Annotated in this window: 15 protein-coding genes; 10 read left to right on the top strand and 5 right to left on the bottom strand. The window is 72.4% G+C overall.

Annotation, left to right across the window (positions count from 1 at the left end; all coding sequences use genetic code 11):
- The 5 genes from ACTJJP_RS17235 to ACTJJP_RS17215 form a co-directional block, all read right to left on the bottom strand.
- Nucleotides 1–413, bottom strand: a 413-nt coding sequence (locus ACTJJP_RS17235; protein ID WP_440776212.1) for an ATP-binding cassette domain-containing protein, incomplete at its 3' end; no start/stop codon positions are given.
- A gap of 2 nt (nt 414–415) precedes the next feature.
- Entirely contained in the window at nt 416–1807 is a 1392-nt protein-coding gene (locus ACTJJP_RS17230) for an FGGY-family carbohydrate kinase (protein ID WP_440776211.1), read from the bottom strand.
- On the bottom strand, nt 1804–2844 hold the full coding sequence (locus tag ACTJJP_RS17225; RefSeq protein ID WP_440776210.1) for a class I mannose-6-phosphate isomerase: 1041 nt from the start codon (nt 2842–2844) through the stop codon (nt 1804–1806). Before ACTJJP_RS17225 ends, ACTJJP_RS17230 begins: the two co-directional genes overlap by 4 nt.
- Nucleotides 2841–4247: a LacI family DNA-binding transcriptional regulator gene (locus ACTJJP_RS17220; RefSeq protein ID WP_440776209.1), complete on the bottom strand. Its 1407-nt coding sequence runs from the start codon at nt 4245–4247 to the stop codon at nt 2841–2843. The genes ACTJJP_RS17225 and ACTJJP_RS17220 overlap by 4 nt, the downstream gene beginning before the upstream one ends.
- Before the next feature lie 85 nt (nt 4248–4332).
- Nucleotides 4333–5331, bottom strand: a complete 999-nt coding sequence (locus tag ACTJJP_RS17215; RefSeq protein WP_440776208.1) for an aldose 1-epimerase family protein — start codon at nt 5329–5331, stop codon at nt 4333–4335.
- Nucleotides 5332–5460: 129 nt separating this feature from the next.
- On the opposite strand from ACTJJP_RS17215, the gene ACTJJP_RS17210 reads away from it, so the two are divergent.
- The 10 genes from ACTJJP_RS17210 to ACTJJP_RS17165 all read left to right on the top strand — a co-directional run bounded on the left by ACTJJP_RS17210 (nt 5461) and on the right by ACTJJP_RS17165 (nt 17737).
- On the top strand, nt 5461–6300 hold the full coding sequence (locus ACTJJP_RS17210; RefSeq protein ID WP_440776207.1) for a class I fructose-bisphosphate aldolase: 840 nt from the start codon (nt 5461–5463) through the stop codon (nt 6298–6300).
- A 97-nt stretch (nt 6301–6397) separates the two neighbouring features.
- Nucleotides 6398–7552, top strand: a complete 1155-nt coding sequence (locus ACTJJP_RS17205; RefSeq protein ID WP_440776206.1) for a Gfo/Idh/MocA family protein — start codon at nt 6398–6400, stop codon at nt 7550–7552.
- Between the two features lie 270 nt (nt 7553–7822).
- Nucleotides 7823–8818, top strand: a complete 996-nt coding sequence (locus ACTJJP_RS17200; RefSeq protein WP_440776205.1) for a LacI family DNA-binding transcriptional regulator — start codon at nt 7823–7825, stop codon at nt 8816–8818.
- 128 nt (nt 8819–8946) lie between these two features.
- Nucleotides 8947–10098 (top strand): nucleotidyltransferase family protein, encoded by a 1152-nt coding sequence (locus tag ACTJJP_RS17195; RefSeq protein ID WP_440776204.1) that lies wholly within the window; start codon nt 8947–8949, stop codon nt 10096–10098.
- 344 nt (nt 10099–10442) lie between these two features.
- Nucleotides 10443–11363 carry an NAD-dependent epimerase/dehydratase family protein gene (locus tag ACTJJP_RS17190; protein WP_440776203.1) on the top strand — a complete coding sequence of 307 codons (921 nt, stop codon included), beginning with the start codon at nt 10443–10445 and terminating at the stop codon, nt 11361–11363.
- Nucleotides 11360–12460, top strand: coding sequence for a glycosyltransferase (locus tag ACTJJP_RS17185; protein ID WP_440776202.1), 1101 nt, complete (start codon nt 11360–11362; stop codon nt 12458–12460). Before ACTJJP_RS17190 ends, ACTJJP_RS17185 begins: the two co-directional genes overlap by 4 nt.
- Entirely contained in the window at nt 12457–13569 is a 1113-nt protein-coding gene (locus ACTJJP_RS17180; RefSeq protein ID WP_440776201.1) for a glycosyltransferase family 4 protein, read from the top strand. The genes ACTJJP_RS17185 and ACTJJP_RS17180 overlap by 4 nt, the downstream gene beginning before the upstream one ends.
- A gap of 9 nt (nt 13570–13578) precedes the next feature.
- Nucleotides 13579–14481 (top strand): SDR family oxidoreductase, encoded by a 903-nt coding sequence (locus ACTJJP_RS17175; protein WP_440776200.1) that lies wholly within the window; start codon nt 13579–13581, stop codon nt 14479–14481.
- Nucleotides 14482–14795: 314 nt separating this feature from the next.
- Nucleotides 14796–16190 (top strand): alpha/beta fold hydrolase, encoded by a 1395-nt coding sequence (locus ACTJJP_RS17170; protein ID WP_440776199.1) that lies wholly within the window; start codon nt 14796–14798, stop codon nt 16188–16190.
- Complete coding sequence (locus ACTJJP_RS17165) at nt 16187–17737, top strand: GMC family oxidoreductase (RefSeq protein WP_440776198.1); 1551 nt, start codon at nt 16187–16189, stop codon at nt 17735–17737. The genes ACTJJP_RS17170 and ACTJJP_RS17165 overlap by 4 nt, the downstream gene beginning before the upstream one ends.
- Nucleotides 17738–18063 lie beyond the last annotated feature (326 nt).

Below are 18063 nucleotides of genomic sequence, written 5' to 3'. Positions count from 1 at the left end.
TCGAACGCGGCGCGGGAGGCGACGGCCATGTCCTTGGTCTTCATGAACCCCAACGCCCCCGCCAGGCCCGGGCGGCGGATCTCCCGACCGAGGTACATGTTCTGCACCGGGTCCAGGTGCGGGGCGAGGGCGAGGTCCTGGTACACCGTCTCGATACCGAGGGCGGAGGCGACCTGCGGGTTGGACATCTCGATCGGTTTGCCGTCGAAGAGGATCTCGCCCTCATCGACCGCGAGGTTTCCCGACAGGGCCTTCACGAGGGTGGACTTGCCGGCGCCGTTGTCACCGATCAACGCGGTGACCTCTCCCGGGTAGACCTCGAAATCGACGTTGTTCAACGCCCGGACATGACCGAACTGGCGCGACAGACCCCGCGCCTGCAGCACCGGGGCGGTGGTGGTGACTGACGACATCGTCAGCTCCTTTCGTGTGTGACAAGAGAAGAAGAGAGGAACGATTCAGCGACGGTCGCGAACGAGTCGGGTGACACCGCGAACGCGGCGAACAGGGCTGCGCCGTACGCGGTGCCCTCGTCGTGGGTCGAGACCGTGACATCCGGCAGCAGTGCGGAACGCGAACGGACGACGGATGCCATGGTCGACCAGCCGCCGGTGAGCACCGTCGAGGTGGGCGGTGCGACCTCTCGGTCCATCACCGCCATGCATTCGGCGAGCATGTCGTTGCCGTGGCGCAAGGCCGCGGCGAACAGCTCGGCGGGACTGAGCCCGTCGCTCTGCGCGACGATCTTCAGCACGCCGTCGTCGTTGCGCGCGCCCGAGACCTCGAGACCACCGTCGGCGAGGGTGCCGTCGACGGGGAGCGCCATGGCCGCCTCGTCGATCCGCGCCCGGCCCGTGGCATCCGTGATCCCGAGCAGCTGCAGCACGCGCCGCATGAGCAGTCCCGACTTCGTTCCCGCCAGCAGCACGTGCGTGCCCGGGATGACGTGGCGCACGCAGTTGATGCCCGCGTGGGCGAGGCGCTCGCGTGCCGCGAACGACAGAGTCTCGTCGAGCACCCGGACCAGTGCCTCGGCCGTTCCCATCGAGTCGTAGAGCTGGCCGGTGCGGGTGGCGCCGACGGCGACGGCGGAGACGAGGTGGTCGTGACCCGCGACGGTCAGGATTGCGCCGCGGAAGCCCGCGGGCATCGCCTCGTCGCTCAGCACGCCCACGGCCTCCCCCGCGCTCACCCGCGCGCCGAGGATCGTCTCGTCGACGCCGAGCACGTCGAGGGCGGCGCCCCACGGGGTGCTGTCGTCCTGGTCGAGCAGGCCGGTGCGCGAGGCGAGCGAGTACTCCGCGACGCGCGGCCCACCGAGTGCGTGCACCACGTACTCCGGCACGTTCAGGAAGGTGTTGCCCGACAGCGGAACCCCGCTGTCGCGCAGGTGCAGCAGCTTCGCGATGGATGCCAGGGGCCCCACCGGCAGCCCGGTGCGGCCGGGGAACTCGGCGCGGAACGCCGCCGGCGTCGCCAGGATCTGCTCGGCACCGCGCGGGTCGAACCACGCCATCAACGGCGCGAGCGCCCCGCCCTCGGCATCCAGGAGCACTCCGGCCTCGGCCATGCCCGAGACGGCGAGCGCGACGATGCGGTAGCCCGCGTCGAGGCGCACGTCGGCTTCGGCGGCGAGGTCGCGCACGACGGCGATCGCTTCATCGGCCGTCATCTCGGCCCGGCCGTGATCGAGGTTGGTCCAGGGCGAGCGCCGGCTGACCACGAGCACCTGGCGTCCCTCGACGGTCGCGACCAGCAGTTTGGTGCTGGTCGAGCCCATGTCGATTCCGACGACGTAGTCGGTCACTGAACGTCACCGCCCTTCAGGGTGCCGGGCCACCCCGAGCCGGGGGCGCCGACGAGGATCTCGGCACCGCCGGTCAGGCGCCACGCGCCGAAAGCGTGCGGTACGGCGTAGACCTGTCCGCGCTCGACGTCGACGGTCCCCGCGTCCGAGACCAGGGCCCCCGCGCCCTCGCGCACCAGCACGACGGCGAAGCCCGCGTCGCGCGCAACGGTGTCTCCGGCGGCGTCGAAGAGGCGGAAATACGGGTCCGCGGCGTCGGGCAGGAGCGAGCGGAAGGCGGGGCCGGCCGGCGTCGTCCCGGCCGCGCTGATCAGCGCGTCGAGCGCGTCGGCATCCAGTTTCCGGGTCGAGACGGCGGGCATCACGGCCTCGAAACCCAGGTCGAGGTGCGATTCCTCGCGGGTGGAGGTCGTCACCGACCACTCCAGCAGGATCGAGAAGTCGGTGGGTTCCTGCACCTCGGCGACGAAGATGCCGCCGTCGATCGCGTGCACGGTCCCCGCGGGCACGAGAACGCCCATGCCCGGACGCACGACCACGCGGTTCATGCGCGACAGCATCCATTCGCTGTCCTGCGCGTCGCGGCGGCGGTCGAGCTCGTCGCGGTCGACGTCCTCGTTCCAGCCGACGTAGACGGCGCAGTCGTCCTCGGTCTCGAGCACGTACCAGGCCTCGGTCTTGCCGTAGGGGCAGTCGAGGTGCGCACGGGCGAACCCCCGGTCGGGGTGCACGTGCACGGGGAGTCGCTGACGGGCGTCGAGGAGTTTGACCAGGATGCCGAGATCGGCGGCGTTCCGCCCTCCCCGTGCCCCCACCCACGACGCACGGTCGGCGGTGACGAGATCGCGGAGGAACGCGCCCCGGTCGGTGACGGCGAGACCGATGTCGTCGGATCCGAAGCGCGACACGGTCGAACCGAGCCACTCCTCGGGCTGGCGGTCGGTCTCGGGCACGATGCCGCGGAGGGCGGCGATGCGGTCGCCGCCGAGGTAGAAGTGCTGCACGGGGTTGGGGGGCAGCAGGACGGGCGTGTTCACGGGGCTCCGATCGATGCGGAGGCCGGAACGGCGGCATCGCCGCCCGGCTCGGGGTGGACGAGGGTGAGCGCGGTTGCGACCAGCGCGGGAGCGGGTTCGGCGAGGACGGGCAGCGGGTCGGTCTCGGGGTTGCCGAGAGGCGCAGCGACGGTCGCCGCAGCCGCACCCCCAGCGATGGTCCCTGAGCTCGTCGAAGGGTCCATCGCGGACCCCCCACGCGCCCCGGCCGCAACCGCACCCCCAGCGATGGTCCCTGAGCTCGTCGAAGGGCCCGTCGCGGACCCCCCACGCGCCCCGGCCGCAACCGCACCCCCAGCGATGGTCCCTGAGCTCGTCGAAGGGCCCGTCGCGGACCCCCTACGGTCGAGCGCCGGCACCCCCACCTCCCCCGACCCGCGCGGCACGAGCCGGGTCGGTACGACGACGCGCTCGGGCCCGCCGTCGGCACGCGTCGCGCGCTCGCGCATCAGCCGGAACGCGGCCGTGGCGAGCAGCCGCGGGTCGTGATCGACGTACGTGATGCCGGGGTCGAGCACCTCGGCGAGGGTGAAATCGCCGAACGAGATGAGCGCCGGCATCCGCAGTCCCCGCGCGCGGATGGCACGAACGGTGCCGATGGCGGCGAGGCTCGTCGCGCACAGCAGGGCGGTGGGGGCGTCTTCGCGCTCGAGCAGCGGGGAGGCCTCGGCGGCCTCACCGCGCCCGAACCGCTCGTGGGTGACGACGAGCGAGGGGTCGAAGGGCAGTCCCGCGGCCGCGAGGGCCGAGCGGTATCCGGCCAGACGGTCGCTGACGGTGGGGTAGGGCACGTCCTCGCCCATGAAGGCCACGCGTCGGTGTCCGTGCGCGATGAGTGCGTCGGTGGCCTCGACGGCCGCCCCGAAGTCGTCGATGACGACCGCGTCGATGCCGGAACGCACCCGGTCGATGCAGACGACGGGGAAGCGGGTGCGAAGTGCTGCGAGGGTCGAGGCGGCGACCGCCACCGGCGCCACGATGAGACCTGCCAACCGGTGCCCGGTGAGGCGCTCGAGCTGTGCGCTCTCGCGGGCGGCGTCGTAGCCGGTGCTGGCGAAGATGACGCTGAGGCCGTCCGCGACGGCGAGCTCTTCGACGACGCTGACGAAGGCGGCGAAGAACGGGTCGCTGATGGCGTCGATCAGGATGCCGATGGTGTCGGCGTCGCGCCGCTTGAGCTCGCGAGCGCTGCGGTCGGGCACGAACCCGAGCTCGCGCACGGCGCGGAGCACCCGCTCCCGGGTGGGTGCGAGCACCCCCGTCTCGTCGTTGATGACGCGCGACACGGTCTTGGGGCTCACGCCCGCCGTGGCCGCGACGTCGATGAGCCGGGCGCGCGGCCGGAGCGTCGTAGCCTCACCGGCCGTCTCTCGCTCGTGCGTCATCGCTGCTCCGACATCGTTGTCTTACGGACCGGGAGCCCTCGGGCGGGCTCCACTGGAGTCAGCATGAGCCCGCGGGACAACGTTGTCAAGTCACGGATCCGTCTCGGATGACATCGATGTCGAGGCCGAGCTCCCATGCCGCCCCGGGCCCGAGCGCGCGCAGCAGACCCGCCGCCCGCGCGTCGGCGCGCCCGAGGATCGTCGCCGCCGTCGCCGGCTCCACGCCGAGCACGACCGCGCCCTCTTGCGCCACCCGCCACTGGAACATGCCCGGCAGCATCGCGGTGTCGAAGGAGATCCGGATGCCGAGCCCCGACCGCGAGACCACCTCGGCGTGCACGCGACGGTCGGTCGGCAGATCGTGCGCGAACACCTGCTCGGGGTAGTGGGCGACCGGGGCGGGGAACTCGGCCCACGACGCGAGACCCGCCTCGGCGTCCGCGTCGCGCGCGCGCACCCGCTCCGCCGGCGAGCGCAGCACGGAACCCTCGTCGACCACCGGCCAGCCGAGGTTGACGTGGTAGAGCACCATGGGCTCCACCGCGCGCGAGCCGCGGTTCACGATCTCGTCGCGCAGCTCGATCCGCCCCGCCCCGAACGGCAGGCGCACGCGCCGCCGAAGTTCGAGGTGCGCGCCGAGCACGGTGGCCTCCACGACCGTCGCCTCCGCGACCACGGCGTCATCCGTGACCTCCGCCCGGGTGACGGATGCCGCGAGGCCGCTGTACCGCCCGTGCTGCGGGTGCTCCCCCTCGGCGTCGGTCGAGGGTGGACCGAACGACAGGAGACCGCAGGTCGTGACGAGCCCGCCGCCGAACGACGCTCCGAACCCCGCGGCTCCCGGCCGCGGCCAGCCCGTCGGCGAGACCCAGGCCAGCGGCACCCCGCGGTGGCGCACCTGCCCGATGTCGAGCCCGCGATCGGGGAGCAGCTCGACCTCGAGCTCGCCCGCGATCAGCCTGAGACGCCGGGTGCCGGCATCCGGTCCGTCGGAGCGCACCGACGCCTCTACGCTCGCCACCTGCGCGAGCGAACCCGCGCGCCGTCGCACCTCGTCCACCGTCGATCCGTACAGCTCGCCCATGAGCCCCGCCTTCCTCGCCGTTGCGCGGCTCACGCTAGCAGTGATTGACAACGTTGTCTCGCGACCCGCATACTGACCGTCGAGCGCAGAGCAGCGCCTCGACACCGACGTCTCGGAGACCCACACCCCATGTCGAAACCCCGCCTTCACCGCCTCTTCAACGCGAAGTCCGGCCGCGCGCTCGACGTCGCCGTCGACCACGGCGCCTTCCACGAGCACAACTTCCTCACCGGCATCGAGGACATGGCGAAGACCGTCGCCACCCTCGTCGACGCCGGTCCCGACGCCGTCCAGCTCACCCTCGGCCAGGCACCCCTGCTGCAGTCGGTCCCCGGCAAGCAGAAGCCCGGACTGGTGCTGCGCACCGACATCGCCAATGTCTACGGCGACCCGCTCGAGTCGCCCCTGCACAGCATCCACGTCCCGGATGCCATCGAGGTCGCCGTCCGCCTCGACGCGGTCGCGGTGTGCGTGAACCTGCTCGACCTGCCCGGCGAGCCGCAGGTGCGCGAGCAGTGCATCCGCTCGATCCTGGCGCTCCGCACCGACGCGGAGCGATACGGCATGCCGCTGATGATCGAGCCGCTGGTCATGCAGACCAAGCCCGGCTCCGGCGGTTACGGCGTCGACGGCGACACGGCCAAGATCGTCACCCTCGTGCGCCAGGCGCGCGAGCTCGGCGCCGACCTCATCAAGGCCGACCCCACCGACGACATCACCGAGTACCACCGGGTCATCCAGGCGGCGGGCGACACCCCGCTCCTCGTGCGCGGCGGGGGCCGCGTCGACGACCGCACGCTCCTCGAGCGCACCCGGGCCGTGCTCGAGCAGGGCGCGCGCGGCATCGTCTACGGACGCAACGTCATCCAGCACCACGACCCCGCCGGCATCACCGCCGCCCTCATGGCCGTCGTGCACGACGACGCCTCGGTCGACGACGCCCTCGCCCTCATCGGCGGCGCCGCGTGAGCCCGCTCGCCGCCGCGACCTCCCGGCCCCTCGCCGCCCGCACCACGACCCCCGCCACCCGCACCACGACCCCCGCCACCCGCGAAGGAGACCAGGCATGACCGGCAAGAAGGTCGGAATCGGCATCATCGGCGGCGGCCTCATGGGCCGCGAGATCGCCGCGGCCCTGCGCCGCTGGCCCGCGCTCATCGACCACCCCGCCGAGCCCGAGCTCGTCGCGGTGTGCGACATCAACCCGGCGGCGCTGGAATTCTTCGAGCGCATCGACACCGTGCAGCTGACCACGACCGACCACCACGAGCTCCTCGCCGACCCGCGCGTCGACGTCGTCTACATCGCCGTGCGCCACGACCTGCACGAGCGTCTGTACGTCGACACCGTCCGCGCCGGCAAGGCGCTGCTGGCCGAGAAGCCGTTCGGTATCGACCGCGCCGCCGCCGACGCGGTCGTCGCCGCCATTGACGAGACGACCGGGTCGTTCGTGCGCGTCTCGAGCGAGATGCCGTTCTTCCCCGGCGCGCAGTGGGCCGTCGACTACGTGACGTCGGGCGCCCTCGGCCGCATCGTCGAGGCGAAGTGCACGTTCCTCCACGCCAGCGACATCGACGTGAACAAGCCGCTCAACTGGAAGCGGCAGAAGCAGTTCTGCGGCGACGCGGGCGTGCTCAACGATCTCGGCATGCACACGTGGCACGTGCCGCTGCGCCTGGGCTGGACGCCCGAGAAGGTCGTCGGCATCCTGCAGGACGTCGTCACCGAGCGCCCCGGACCCGACGGCACCCCGCAGCCGTGCGACACCTGGGACAACGCCGTCATCCACTCGTGGGCGCGGCACGACGGCGCGCCCTTCCCGCTCACGACCGAGACCAAGCGCATCGCGCCCGGTCAGAAGAACACGTGGGAGTTCGAGGCCATCGGCATGTCGGGCGGCGTGCGCTTCAGCACCAAGAACCCCAAGCAGGTCGAGGTCTTCGCCTTCATCGACGTACCCGGGGTCGGCCGCGAGCAGAGCTGGCAGAGCATCGACGCTGGCAGCCAGTCCGTGTGGCCGACGGTGACGGGGCCGAACTTCGAGTCGGGATTCTCGGATGCCATCCTGCAGATGTGGGCGGCCTTCCTCGCCGAGTACGTGGGTGAGCTGGGCGACGGCTTCGGCTGCGTCCGTCCCGAGGAGGCCGCGCTGACGCACCGCCTCTTCGCCGCCGCGATCGCCTCGCACGAGAACGGGACGTTCGTCGCCCCCGAGGCGTGATCGCCCCCGAGACGCGAACCTCCCGCGGGTGCGTCGGCCGTGTGCCGACGCACCCGTCCCGTTTCCCCCGTCCGTCTCCGGGCGGTGCACCACCGGGGTGCGTTCCGTGCACCGGGGCGGGGCTCGTCCACCCCGCCGCCCAGGTCACGCCCCGCCCCCGCAGCCCCGCGGAGCGGCGGTGCCCGGTCACGTTCCGCCGCATACCTGCGGCATCCCCCCACCCTCCCTATGCTCGAAGGATGCCGCACCCGACGGCACCCGAGGAGACTCATGCGCAAGACCGGTCGGCCCACAATGATCGACGTCGCCGCCGACGCCGGAGTGAGCCTGAAGACCGTCTCGCGCGTCATCAACGGCGAACCCAACGTCGACCCGGGCATGGCCGAGCGGGTCGCCGCCGCCGTGCAGCGCCTCGGCTACCACCGCAACGCCCTCGCGGCGAGTCTTCGCTCCGGCAGCCGCGACACGATCGGATTCATCGCCGCCGACCTGTCGAACACCTTCTACATGGCCGTCGCCGCCGCCGTCTCCACGATCGCGGCCCGCGAGCGCATGCACCTCGTCATGGCCTCCAGCGAAGAAGATGCCGACATCGAGCGCTCCCTCGCCCTCGACCTGTGCCAGCGCCAGGTGGGGGGTCTCATCGTCGTCCCCACCGCCGACGATCACGCCTACCTCGTGCGCGAGGTCGAGCTGGGCACCCCCGTGGTCTTCCTCGACCGCCCCGGCAGCGGCATCCCGGCCGACGCGATCCTCCTCGACAACCGCGGGGGCGCGCGAGCGGCCGTGGCCGAGATGCTCGCCGCGGGACACCGCCGCATCGCCGTACTGCTCGACCGCCGCAGCATCTACACGATGTCGCAGCGGTGGGCGGGCGTCGAAGAAGCCTTCGCCGCTGCGGGGCGGACACCCGACCCGGCGCTGGTGATCGACGGCCTCCACACCCCGGCCGTGGCCCGCGATGCGATGCAGCGGCTGCTCGACGGCGGGGACGCCCCCACGGCGGTCTTCTGCGCGAACAACCGCGTCACGATCGGCGCCTTGGAGGCGATCCTGCCGCGCGGTGCCGACGTCGCCGTCGCGGGCTTCGACGACTTCGAGCTGTCGCGGCTGCTCCCCCGTCGCATCCGCATCGTCGACTACGACGTCGCCGATCTCGGAGCGCGAGCGGCTGAGACGCTGCTCGCCCGTGCCGCGACACCGGCGACGGGTTCCCACACGCACCTGATCCCCACGCGTCTCGTCGACCGGGGCGGCATCCGGTGATCATCCCGGGCTGGTGAACGGCTCGCTTCCGCGGGTGATTTGGAGGGGGCGTTCCGCTCCCCTCGCTCAAGCGGCACCGGTGAGACGGCAACACTGAGAGGTCACCCGCCGTCCTCCCGAGGTCATCCATGCGCAGTCCCGTCCCACCCGGCCAGGGGTGGATCCCGATCGCCTTCGGCGCACTCGATGTCCGTGCCGACGACTTCGCCCCCGGCGCCGACGTGCTCGTGGTGCCGACGCGGCCGGGCGAGGCCCTCTGCCTCCTGGGCGAGGGCGCGTCGCTCTGGCGACGACTCATCGCCTCCGCCCCCGCGGCGCCGACGTCATTCACGCCCGACGAGAACGCCATTCTGGCGCACCTGAGCGATCTCGGCCTGGTCACGATGGCGGCATCGCATCCCGCGCAGATCACCGACCTGCAGCCGCCGAGGCTCTCGTCGCCGCTGCACGAACTCGTCTACGCCCTCGTGGCCCGCGTCGCGGCGCACCAGGGCATCGCGTGCGTGTTCACCAAGGGTCCGGCCCTCCGCCTCCAGGGACTGCGCGAACGCGAGCACTCGGGCGACGTCGATCTCTGGTGCGATCCCGCACGCGTCGACGAACTCGCCGATGCACTCGTCCCGTGGGGCTGGGACCTCGCGCCCGACCCCTGGCGGGGCACGACGATCCATCACACGGCGACGCTCAGTCCCCGACGATGGGGGTGCGAGATCGACATCCACCGGCGCTTCGCCGGGCTCGTGCTCGACGACGACGACGCCTTCGCCCTCGTGCTTCGCGACGCCGTCCCCCTGCGCTTCGGCGGCGTCGACGTGCTCGTCCCCGCTCCGGCCACGCACGCCGTGCTGGCGGCGCTGCACGCGGTGCGTCCCGAGATCGGCGCCGGCCCGCGCACCCCCGCCGCTTCGGCCTCCGCCCGGGCCTTCCTCTCCCGTGCCGAGGGCACCGTCGCTCGGGCGCGCGAACTCGGCGCCGTCCCGGTATTGCGTCGAGAGCTCGAGCCTCTCGCCGAGCCCGGGAGCCTCGACGCGGATGCCGCGGGCACCCCGCACGACTGGGAGTGGCGGCAGCAGCCCGACCATGTCCGCGCGTACTGGATGGCGATGCGCGCGGTGTCGTGGCCTGTCCGAGCTCGACTGATCCTGCGGTTCGTCTGGCCGCCCGACGATGTCGCCCTGGCGTCCGCCCGCCACGCGGGCCACTCCGCCACGACCCCGCGGCGAGCGCGGTGGATCCGCCTGCGGCGCGGCATCCGGGACTGGGTGCGGCAGCGGCGCTGAACAGCGCGTTCCTCGACGCCTCTCCCGGGTGACCACTCCGCTCGCGAGGGCGAAGCCGGTGGTGAACACCCGTGGCGAACCGACGGGTCGAGATGCGGAGCCGGGGAGCGGCGCCACCCGCGGGGGTGCGTCCGTGAGCGGACGGCGGTGTCCTTCACCCCGAGGGATGCCGCCCGCGCCCGCGCGGTCGCGGCCCCGGCGAACGGCATCGTCGTGCACTCGGAGTCTCGAGCGGGCACCCGGCGCGCGCCTCCGACCGGCGACCCGCAGCGCCTCCCCCCGCGATGTCGCCTCCACCGAGAGGATCCGATGCCCCCGACCGCCCGTCCTCGCCGTCTCCGCTGATGGCGCGCTGCCTGGTCATCGGGGCCAACGGTTTCCTCGGCTCCCGTCTCACCGACGCCCTCGTCGCCGCAGGTCACGAGGTGACCGCGTTCGATCGCTTCAGCCGCGGCACGCGCGCCTTCTCGTCCACCGACCTCACCGTCATCCCGGGCGACTTCCTCAGCGTCGCCGACCTCTCCGCCGTCGTCCGCGGTCAGGACGACGTCTTCCACTTCCTCTCCACCACCACGCCGGCCACCGTCGACGCGGACCCCACCATCGACCTGCGCACGAACGTCCAGCAGAGCGTCGAGCTGCTCGCGCTGTGCGCCCGGGCCGGCATCCGTCGCCTGTTCTACGCCTCCAGCGGCGGCGCGATCTACGGCCCTCAGCCCGGCGCGACGTTCGACGAAGACACCCCCGCCGCCCCCGTCTCGCCGTACGGCATCGGCAAGCTCGCGGTCGAGCGGTACATCGACTATTACGCGGCGACCGCCGGGCTCGCCGCCGTCTCGCTGCGCATCTCGAACCCGTACGGGGCGAACGCGAACCCGTCGAAGCGGCAGGGCGTCATCCCGATCACCCTCAACCGCATCCTGCGCGCGGAGCCGATCGTGCAGCTGGGCGACGGGTCGATGATCCGCGACTACATCCACGTCGACGATCTGATCCGGCGCATCCTGCGAATGGTGGAGGCCGAGCCCCGGCACCGCGTGTACAACCTCGGCAGCGGCCAGGGCACGTCGGTGGCGGAGGTGCTCGCGACCGTCCGAGACGTCGTGGGCCGCGACTTCCCGGTGCACACCGCCCCCAAGCCCGCCACGTTCGTCGACCACGTCGTGCTCGACGTGAGCCGCTTCGTCGACGAGTTCGGCGTCGACGACGACCTGTCACTGACCGAGGGCATCGCCCGCACCTGGATGGAGATGACGACCGCATGATGCGCGTGCTGCACGTGACCGAGGCGATGGGGAGCGGCGTCCTCAGCGTCGTCGACAGCATCTCGCGCCGGCAGGCCGAGGCCGGCGCCCGGGTGCGCGTCCTGTTCCTCCCGCGCCCCGAGACGCCGTCTGACGAGGCGCTGCGCGCGCGCTTCCACCCCGACGTCGAGCTCGGACGACTGTCCACGGGTTCTCGTCTCGGCGACCTTCGCGCGCTCCACCGCACGATGCGCGAGGTCGGCGACGTCGATGTGGTGCACGCGCACTCGAGTTTCGCGGGGGCGATCGTCCGGCAGGCGCTCCGCGGACGACGCGACCCCGCCACGGTCTTCTACTCCCCTCACGGCTTCGCCTTCCTGCGTCTCGACCTGCCCGCCGCCGTCCGCGCCGCGCTCCGTCTCGTCGAGCGACGGCTCGCCCGCCACGGCGCGCTCATCCTCACGTCTCCGTCGGAGTTCGCCCTGGCCCAGTCCGCCCTCGCTCCCCCTCGCGCTCACCTGCTGCAGACCGGTGTCGCCTCCGACACCGTCTCGCGGCGTCCCCGGCGCCCCGATGGCATGCGGCGACCGGTGGTGGGCATGGTGGGCCGGGTCACCTATCAGAAGGCCCCCTGGCGCTTCGCCGCCGCCGCCCGGGCCCTCGACGACCGCGCCGACTTCGTCTGGATCGGCGGGGGCGCGCCCGATGACGAGACGCGGTGGTTCGCCGACGCGCCGGTGCGCGTGACCGGCTGGGTCTCCCCTCAGGAGTTGGCCGCGCACATCGACGGGCTCGATGTGCTGCTGTTCCCGTCCCTGTGGGAGGGCATGTCGCTGTCGCTCATCCAGGCGCAGGCCCAGGGTCTCCCCGCCGTCGTCTCCGACGTCGTGGGCAATCGCGACACCGTCGCCGACGGGATCACGGGATTCGTCCGCGACACCGACGAGGGACTCATCGCCGCGACCGCCCTCCTCCTCGACGACGCGGCACTGCGCGAGCGGATGTCGGCGGCCGCGCTCGACTGGGCGCGACGCACGCTCACCGACGACCGGGTCGGCGAGGACTCGCTCGCCCTCTACGCGGCGGCCCTCGCCCCGCGGGAGCGGTCGTCTCGATGACCCTCGTCAACGCCCGCTTCCTCACGCAGCACACCACCGGCATCCAGCGCTTCGCCACCGAGATCGCGCGCGAGCTCCTCCTGCTCCGCGACGACGTGACTCTCGCCGTCCCGCCGGGCGACGTCGATGCGGCCGGGTTCGACCCCACCCGCATCGTCACGGTCGGCCGTTCCCGCGGTCACGCGTGGGAGCAGCTCGACCTCCCGCTGTTCGCCCGACGACGTCGCGAGCTCCTGCTCAACCTCGCGAGCACGGGACCGACGTGGTACCGGCCGCAGATCTCCACCCACCACGACATCACCTACGTCCGCCATCCCGAGAGCTTCGGTCGCCGTTTCCGCGCCGTGTATGGCATCGTCGTGCCGCGTCTGATCGCCCGCAGCGAGGGCCTGCTGACGGTGAGCGAGTTCTCCCGCGGCGAGATCGCCGACCACTTCGGCGTCGACCCGGCACGCTTCACGGTGGTCCACAACGGCGCCGACGCCCGCTTCCACCCGGGCGCGGGCGCCACCGGTCGCCCCTACCTGCTCGCAGTGTCCTCGCCCAACGCGCATAAGAACTTCGCCCGCATGCTCGCGGCGTTCGAACGGTTCGCCGACACGCACCCCGACGTCGAGCTGCGCGTGGTCGGCAGTCAGACGAACAGCTTCTCGCGGCAACGCTACGACGGCTCGCACGCGCGGGTGCGCTTCCTCGGCCGCGTCGACGACGACGAGCTGACGGCGCTGTACCGCGGCGCGATCGCCTTCGTCTTCCCCTCGCTGTACGAGGGGTTCGGCATCCCCCCACTCGAAGCGCAGCAGTGCGGGTGTCCGGTGATCGCCGCGCGCGCGGCATCCCTGCCCGAGGTACTCGCCTCCTCGGCGGTGTACGTCGATCCCTACGACGAAGCCGATCTGACCGACGCCATGTCGCGCGTCGTCGACGATCCGACCCTGCGGGCGCACCTCGTCGCCGCGGGTCTGGCCAACGCCGAGCGGTTCTCGTGGCGCGCCTCGGCGCAGCGTGTGTCGGACGTGATCGACGAGGTGCTGACCGCCCGGGCGAGCCCGACCATCACCGCGAACGGTCGCGTCAAGGCCCGGGCTGCACGGCACCCGAATGCCTAGCGTCGGGGCATGACCTCCGATCGCGACCAGTTCACTTTCGACAACCCCGTCACCCGCTACGCGCGCGTCGAGCCGCCCCTGCAGCATCAGCCCGAGCCCGGCCTCCAGGCCGACATGACTCCCGTTCCCGACCTCGGCGAGAAGACCTATCGTGGCCTCGGCCGCCTGGTCGGGCGCAAGGCCCTGATCACGGGCGGAGACTCGGGCATCGGCGGCGCGGTCGCCATCGCGTTCGCGCGCGAAGGCGCCGACGTGGCGATCGTGCACCTCCCCGACGAGCAGCGAGACGCCGATCACGTGCTCGCGCAGATCCGGGATGCCGGACGCACGGGCGTGTCCATCGCGCTCGACATCACCGAGGCGGCGGCGTGCCGCGAACTCGTGGACCGCGCGGCGGAGGCGCTCGGTGGGCTCGACATCGTCGTGAACAACGCCGGGAAGCAGGTGATGGTCGAGAAGGTCGAAGACCTCAGCGACGAGCAGTTCGAGTCGACCTTCCGCACCAACGTCTTCGCACCGTTCTGGATCACCAAAGCGGCGCTCGCGCACCTGCCCGAGGGCGGAACCATCATCAACACCGCGTCGCTCGAGGCGTACGTTCCCGCTCCCGACCGACTCGACTACGCCGCCACCAAGGCCGCCATCAACAATCTGTCGAAGGGGCTCGCCCAGCAGCTCGCCTCGCGCGGCATCCGCGTCAACGTCGTCGCCCCCGGACCCACCTGGTCGGCGCTGCAGGTGAGCCAGGGCGTCTCCGACGACCAGATGGAGCACTTCGACGACGAGAGCACCTATCAGCGGGCGGGCCAGCCGGCCGAGATCGCTCCGGCGTTCGTGTTCCTCGCCTCCGCGGAGTCCAGCTACGTCTCGGGCGAGACGCTGAACGTCAACGGCGGCATGGTCACCCCGTAAGCCCGCGCCCCCGCCCGTCTCCGCGCGCGTACGTGCGCGACTCCGGAGATGCGACCCGACACGCCCCCTCTCGGCGCCGTTCCGGGTCGGGCCGCCGACGTCCTCCGGGGTTCGGCGAGCCCGACCCCGGCGGCCCGGCCGGCCCCGGCGTCACATCCCACCGCATCGCCCCCACCGCACCACTCTCGGCCGCGGCCGCCCCGCCACAGCCCCGACGACGACCCACCCCCTCGGCCCGGGACGACTCCCTTGCGCAAAACGCCCCGATCCGCAACCGACCCTCCTCGACCCGGCCCGTACGCGAGCGTGAGGACATGCCCTCCGAGAACGTCACCGCCCCAGGCGAGGCGCCCGTCACCCTGTTCCTGCTGCACGCGCTCGGGGCGAGCGCCCGATCCTTCGACCGCCTCGCCGAGCGTCTCGACGGCCGCGTGCGCGTCGAGGGCATCGATCTCCCCGGCTTCGGTTCACTCGCCACGGCCTCGGACTCATCCATCGCCACCACGGTCGATCATGTGATCGCGCACCTCGCGCGGCACGCGCGGGGTCGCTGGATCCTCGGCGGGCACAGCATGGGCGGCAAGATCGCGGCCCTGGTGGCATCCCGCGTTCTGCGCGGCGACGCACCGCTGGTCGGACTCGCCGGCATGGTCCTGATGGCGCCGTCACCCCCGCGTCCTGAGCCGATGGACGAGGAACGCCGCGCGCGCATGCTCGCGTGGGTGGACGATGGGGCCCTGGCCGCGTCGGATGCCGAGACGTTCATCGATCAGAACACCGCCGAGCCGCTCGACGCCCCCGCACACGACCTCGTCCGCGAGGATCTGCGGCGCACCGCCCCGGCCGCCTGGCGCGCGTGGCTCGAGACCGGCAGTCGCGTCGATGCCTCAGCCGAGGTCGGCATCCTCGATCTTCCCGCCCTCGTGCTGGCCGGCACCGATGATGCCGACCTCGGCGCGGCCGCTCAGCCGGGGCTGCTGGCATCCGTGTATCCGCGCGCCCGGTTCATCGTCCTCGACGACACCGGTCATCTGATCCCGCTCGAGCGGACCGCCGAGGCCGCGGAGGCGATCGCGCACTTCGTCGGCGACGAGGTGCTGCCGGGGCCCGTCGTCCCCGCCGACTGGGCGGCGCTCATCGCCGGCGACCGCGTGGATGCCCGCGTGCGCGGCATCCTGAACCTCCGCGCCGTACCCGACGACCGCGGCTACGCGCCCGCCGTGCTCGATGTCGCGCAGCTCACGCTGCTGCGCGAGATCGCCGACCTCGTCGTGCCGCAGGACGGGCCCCGCATCGACCTGGCCGCCCGCGTCGACGCACAGCTGGCACGCGGCGAGGGCGATGGGTGGCGCAACGCCGACCTGCCGCCCGACCCCGAGGCCTACCGCGCCGGACTCGACACGCTGTCCGGCATCTGGCCGACCGACCCGGAGGCGCGCGAACAGGTGCTCCGTGCGGCGATCGAGGGGGCGACGGATGCCGACGGCCCCCTCGACGCGGCACGGCTGAAGCTGTGGCTCGAAGACGTCCGCAACGACCTCGTGCGTCAGTGGATGGCGCACCCGGCGAGTATGGCGCGCGTCGGATACGACGGTTTCGCCACCGGGGGCAGCCCCATGCGCGGATACGTCGAGCTCCGGCTCGGACGACGCGAAGACTGGGAGCCCGCCGGTGTCGGCGGCACCGTGACGACAGGAGACGCGGCATGAACCTCGATCAGATGCGCATGTTCGGCACGGACGAGACGGTCGACGTCATCGTGATCGGGACGGGCGCGGGAGGTGCGCCCCTGACGTCCGAGCTGGCCAAGAAGGGGCTGAGCGTCGTCGCCATCGAGGCCGGTCGTCACTTCGCGCTCGACGACCTCACCCCCGACGAGACCGAGGCCGTCGAGATCAACTGGATGTCGGAGCGCCTCAGCGGGGGCGACGACCCGACCGCGTTCGGGCCGAACAACAGCGGCCGTGGCGTCGGGGGCTCGATGCTGCACTGGGGCGCGTTCACCCCGCGGCCCGACCGGCGCGACCTTGCCCTTCGCACCGAATCCGGTGTGGGGCGCGATTGGCCCGTCGACCCAGACGAGCTGCTGTCGTACGTCGAGCGCGTCGAGGGCGACATCGGCGTCTCCGGCCCGACCCCGTACCCGTGGGACCCGTCCCGCACGTACGCCTACGCTCCCGCGAAGCGCAACGCGCCGGCGAACCTCGTCGCGAAGGGGTGCGATGCCCTCGGCATCCGTTGGGCCGACGCCCCCGCCGCCGTCCTCACGCGCGCGCGCCTGCAGGATCACCACGGCGAGCGCGGCGCGTGCGTGAGCTGCGGCGAATGCCACCAGGGGTGCCGGGTGGATGCCAAGGCCTCCACGGCGAACACGTACCTTCCCGCGGCGGTCGCCGCCGGCGCGGAGATCCGTGCCGAGGCGATGGTGCACGCGATCGAGCTCGATGCCCGCGGGCACGTCGCCGCGGTCGTGTACCGCCAGGGTGGCGTCGACGTGCGACAGCGTTGCCGGTCGCTCGTGCTCGCCGGCGGCGGGGTGGAGACGCCGCGCCTCCTGCTGCACACGGGGCTCGCGAACGACAACGGCCAGGTGGGTCGTAATTTCCTCGCCCACGGTGCGACGCAGGTGTGGGGTCGCTTCGACGAGCCCGTGCGCGGGCACCGCGGCTACCCCTCGTCGCTCATCAGCGAGGACATGATGCGCCCCGCCGACGCGGACTTCGCCGGCGGGTATCTCGTGCAGAGCCTCGGCGTCATGCCTTCGACCTTCTCGACGACGCTCGTGCGCGGCGGAGGCCTCTGGGGCCCCGAGCTCATGCAGCGCCTCGATCAGGCGCGGTTCATGGCGGGCATCGGCATCAACGGCGAGTGCCTCCCCTCCGACGACAACCGGCTCACCCTCGTCGACGAGACCGACGAGTTCGGCATCCCTCGTGCCCGGGTGACGTTCACCGCGGGCGAGAACGAGAAGGCCCTCGACGAGCACGCGACGGCGTTCATGCTGCGGGTGATGGAGGCGGCCGGGGCGCGCGAGACGATGGTGCTGGCCCGCACGGCCCACACCATCGGCACGTGCCGCATGTCGACCGACCCGTCGGACGGCGTGGTGGATGCGGACGGGCGCTCGCACGAGATCCCCAACCTGTGGATCTGCGACAACTCGGTGTTCCCGTCCGCGATCGCCGCGAACCCGGCGTTGACGATCATGGCGCTGTCGCTGCGCACCGCCGATCGCTTCCTGTCCTCCGCCGCCTGACTCGCGCGGTCGCTCTCGCCGCGCACGTCCCTCCGTCGCGTCCCGCCGCGCCGGGCAGCGTAGGGCCGTGTCGCGTCGCGCCGTGTCGCGTCGGGTCGCACCGGGCCGGGCCGCGCCGGGTCGCACCGCGCCGGGCCGGGCCGCGCCGGGCCGCGCCGCGCCGCGCCGGGCAGCGTCGGGCAGCGTCGGGTCGGGTCGGGTGCGCTCGGGTCGGTCCGGGTCGGTTCGCACCCCGATCACACGATCGGCGCGAAATCACAGCGAACGGATGCCGAAAACCGTGTGTCGTCGGCACGATCGCGTGATTTCGACGCCCGCATGACGAC

The sequence above is a fragment of the Microbacterium sp. 22296 genome (genome assembly GCF_052045385.1).
Classification (GTDB): Bacteria; Actinomycetota; Actinomycetes; order Actinomycetales; family Microbacteriaceae; genus Microbacterium.
This window is presented reverse-complemented; position numbering and strand designations above follow the sequence as displayed.